This window comes from Candidatus Latescibacterota bacterium (genome assembly GCA_019038625.1).
Taxonomy (GTDB): Bacteria; Krumholzibacteriota; Krumholzibacteriia; order Krumholzibacteriales; family Krumholzibacteriaceae; genus JAGLYV01.
Map to the genome: position 1 here is coordinate 1 of JAHOYU010000155.1, position 3,597 is coordinate 3,597.

The following is a 3,597-nucleotide window of genomic DNA, read 5'->3' on the forward strand; positions in this document are numbered from 1 at the left end:
GGATTGACCTGTATGGCGGTCGGATCGTCGTCTGTCGTCCAGCAGGTAAACATCTGCTTTCCGATAGCACCGAAATCCTCATCGATGAGACCGTCGCCATCGTCATCTATACCGTTCTGCCAATCTTCGTCGGATATGCCGTCCTTATCGTCATCGTCCGGGCTCGGAAGCCTGGCGCCATTCTGAATACCCTCGAACGCACGATAGATCTTGGCATCAGGATTCTCAATCCCGGGGGGCCTGAATTCAATTTCGTATGCCGAGGTCGATACGACGGGGATACCGCCCCTTTTTGCGCCGATCCAGAGTCCGGCGATATAAAGATATTCTGTTCCGGAGTTCGCCGGCCACTGCGCCGATGGGAACTCGGCTGTCGGCCAGTTTGAACTGGGATATGAACCAAAACATCCCCAGTTTGTAACATGCATCTGAAGGTTTCCGACGTTGTGGATACCGCTGCCGTCAAAGACCCAGACCTGCTCCATCTTCTTGAGCTTCTCTGCCCATTCTGCCGTATCGTTGCGCGCTGACAACGGAGAATGCAGCATGGAGACCACAAGTACCGAGAGTACCGTCAGCAGGACTCCTTTGCGTATCATTTCAAGAACCTCCACTCCTTGTAGCATTCATTCATCATTCTAGAATTCGAAACCGAAACCGATCCTCCACTGTCTGTGAGAAGCCCAGATCGTCGGATCGTTTATCGGTGTGAAATCATCAAGTCCGTCTTCATCGATATCCTGAAGATACGCACCGCCGAACTGTCCGGTCTCTGTAAGGTACGAACCTCCGTCCATCCTCGCGTTGACCATCCCGGGGAACACTCCAGGGCCTGTTCCAAACGGAAGCAGGACATCTTCGTCGAGCAGGTTTCTGCCCTCGAAGAAGAGCGTGAGTTCCTGCCCGTAAATATTAAACTTCTTCCTGCCCTGCAGGTTGATCACATGCGTATGATCGAGACGATTGGAGTTCTCGTCAAGCGGGTCCTGACGACGCGCAAACCTGTCAAACGGCGTCCATGGAAGACCACTACCGAACATGTAGACTATAGTAGCACCCCAGTTGTTCTCGTCCTGGAGCCTCAGCGTCACATTGAGCGTATGGCGCTGATCCCAGTCGAGAGGCATCTCCTGGGTGGGAAGATGGGTAAGACCTTCCGCCGAAAGACCGAAGTTGGCGTTGGATGCCACCCCGTCGGCGTACTGGAACGTATAGGATATCTCGCCACCTATGTAGTGGCTGAGACGTTTGTTGACAGTGAACTCCACCCCTCGTGAACTTGCGTAGGTCCTGTTGATATAACGGAACCCTGTTATACCAAGATTCTCATCGGTGACCCTTGTCGAAGAGATCAGTCCGTAGATGTCCTTGTTGAACACTACGAAACTGGCCGCCACAGTCTCGGTGAACTGATGAGAGACACCGGCCTGGTACGAGACAGTCAACTCCTCATCGAGATCGGGGTTACCGAGAATACCGGCGCCACCGATCAGGTCCTGACTCTGGAAGAGGAATGTCCTGTTGGGCCACTGTGTAAACCTTCCATAATGGAAATGGAACTTGTCCTTGTCCGTGATCGGGAATGCGAACCCCAGACGCGGACTGATCTGGAACTTGTGTTCTTCTACATCCGGGTCGATCTCGGCCGAAGCCACAAGGATCTCGGTGTTGTTACCGGGCGAGAAATAATCGACCCTGATTCCACCGTTGACCACCATCCCCTCGTATTCCCACTTGTCCTGCAGGTAGTACGAGGCTTCCGGATTGAAGTTGTTGAAGTTGTTCGCGCTTCTTCCCTGCACATAGCTCCCGTCCTCCAGTCGCCTGAGGTTTCCCGGAGAGTTTATCGATATATTATCAAGCTCGTTATATATGAACTGTATCCCTGTTTTGAACCTGTGGTGCTCCCACTTCTGTGAGGTGATATCAGTCTTGAAGATATAGGTAACACTGCTTCTGTCTCCGTAAAACGGCATATCATATGCTGTCAGGTAGTACGGATAGTCGGGATCGGTATAGTAGACCTGGTTGCTGACTCCACCGAACTGGTAAGTTCCGTTGGGAAGGATGACCGGTTGTCCCGAAGTCAGGAAGTCTGCAGCATCCTTGTCATCGACCGAAGTAAATCTCTTAAACTCGACACGACTGAGGTTGACCGTATATAGAAGATCATCGGATATATTGTGGTTCAGGGCCACCTTCATCTGGAGGTTCTCCGCTGTCGTTGAGTTCGTCCTGTTCGCAGAGTTGAAATAGACGTAACTCGAGTCATCCCTGAAGTGGCTGAACTTTGAATCAGGGTTCTGAAAACCCTCGAAGAGGAGTTTCGATTCGTACCTTTCGACTGTGCCGTTCTCGTTCATAACGGCCTCATCCCAGATGATCTCCACTTCATCGCCGTAGATGTTCGAAGCCATCCTCGCAAAGAAATGGTCGTACCTGATTATGAACGCGCCCGCTTCGGGATTGTTAGGATCCCTTACTTTGGAGAAGATCCTGACCGGATAGATCGTCCTTCGCCTGCCAGCCAGCGTGCCCGGATAGGTATAGACCCTCTCGAGTTCCTCTTCCAGCCAGTCTCCATGGTAGAACGAAATGTACTGTCCGAATGCCCTGCCATCGTCGGCCAGACTGTCGCGACTCGGACGGAGTGTCATAAAACGATAGACCTTCTGCACGTAGCCATCGAGATTCCAGTTATGGGAGTAACCCTGGTTGACAGCGTGCGAATAGATGGCCTCTCCGATCAGCTTCATTCCAGGCTTGATCGTGTAGGCAAGTTTTCCCTGCACGTTGTACGTGGAACTGTTACGCTCGGAAAATTTTATAAAATCGTTGAGGTAGGTATGCTCTTCCTTGTCCCTTATCATCCAGTTCTCACCGTCAATAAAGGAGACCTCAGTCGATAAGTAGAAAGTCAGGTTCTTCAGCGGTGTCGGGCCACCGAAACCTATCGAAAGCCTGTCGTAGTTCGTATATGTCTTGTCACGTCTGCCGAAATCATCTGTCATGTACCTCATCTGGCCCTCGAAGGTCCTGCCGCCCTCCCTGGTATGGAGCTGGACGACAGCCGACTGGGCGTTTCCGTACTCGGCATCCATCCCACCAGTTATGACCTCACTGTTGGCCGTACCCAAAAGGCCGACAGAGATCATTCCGCCGCCCAGGGGATCATCGACAGGAACACCATCGATCTGAAACTGGACCTCGCCGGAACGGCCTCCCCGAACATGAAGATCGTCACCTGTCTTGACGATCCCGCCCTTGAGGGCGAGAGCCTCGACAACGTCATCGACGGGGAGTTCCTGAAGCTCGTCACTGGTCACCTTGTAACTTACGTCACTGTCCTTTATCTCTATCTGATTCACTGTCGCCTCTACAAGGATCTCCTGTGTCTGCCCCACGATCTCTTCGGTGAGCTGAAACTCTACCCTCGTTGTCTGGCCTGGATCCACCCTGACACCAGTCTTTTCCTCGACCTTGTATCCCATCATCATGACCTTGACCGTATAGGTGCCTGCAGGCACTCCGGTGATCAGAAATGAACCGTCTGTCAGTGTCATACCGCCCATCTTGGTGCCGACCAGAACGACGTTC

The 3,597-nt window shown here is 52.4% G+C and carries 2 protein-coding genes; both read right to left on the minus strand.

What is annotated here, in order from left to right; all coding sequences use genetic code 11:
* Nucleotides 1-599: hypothetical protein (locus KOO63_11665; protein ID MBU8922465.1), on the minus strand; the 599-nt coding region annotated here is incomplete at its 3' end.
* 39 nt (nucleotides 600-638) lie between these two features.
* Nucleotides 639-3,597 (minus strand): carboxypeptidase-like regulatory domain-containing protein (locus tag KOO63_11670; protein MBU8922466.1); only part of this gene is annotated, 2,959 nt, incomplete at its 5' end.